At 65.6% G+C, this 755-nt stretch carries 1 protein-coding gene; it reads right to left on the reverse strand.

All coding sequences use genetic code 11. The features are described from left to right. Positions 1-755: glycoside hydrolase 43 family protein (locus HHX40_RS35485; protein ID WP_182884051.1), on the reverse strand; the 755-nt coding region annotated here is incomplete at both ends.

Genomic DNA, 755 nt, shown 5'->3' on the forward strand with positions numbered 1-755 from the left:
GTGATCGGGGCCAGGACGGGGATCCGGCCGCCGGGGTAGGCGTCCTGGAAGGCCATGTAGTACCAAGCGCCGTTCTGGGTCTGCACCAGGCCGCCCTGGTGCGGCACGCCGCCGCCGGAGACCGGGCCGGACATGTTCAGCAGGACCTGGCGCATCTCGTACGGGCCGAAGGGCCCGTTGGTGGACTTCAGGATGTACTGGCCGTTGGCCGGGCGGGTGAGGAAGATGTAGTAGTTCCCGTTGCGCTTGTACATCCGCGAGCCTTCCAGCGTGCCGACGCTGGAGGGGGTGGAGAACACCTGCTGGCTGCGGACCTCGCTCTTGCCGTCGGCCGACAGCTGGGCCACGCTGATCTGCGTGTTGCCGTAGGCGACGTACATCGTGTCGTTGTCGTCGACGAGCAGGCCGGCGTCGTAGTAGCACTTGTTGATCGTGGTGTGCCGGTTCCACGGGCCTTCGACGGAGGTCGCGGTGTAGATGTAGGTCTTGCTGAAGTCGATGCAGCCGCCCCAGTAGAAGGTCTTGTTGCTGGGCCGGTAGTTCAGGAACGACGCCCAGATGCCGTTGACGTAGCCGCGGCCGCCGTTGAGGTCGTACTTGTTGCCGAAGTCGAGCTTGGGCACCGAGTGGCCGGCGTACTCCCAGTGCACCAGGTCGTAGGAGCGCAGGACCGGCGCGCCGGGCGAGTAGTGCATCGTGGAGGCGGAGTAGTAGTAGGTGTCACCGACCCGGATGATGTCGATGTCGGCCAGGTC

It is taken from the genome of Microbispora sp. H10949 (assembly GCF_014161435.1).
In the GTDB taxonomy this organism is placed as follows: domain Bacteria; phylum Actinomycetota; class Actinomycetes; order Streptosporangiales; family Streptosporangiaceae; genus Microbispora; species Microbispora triticiradicis.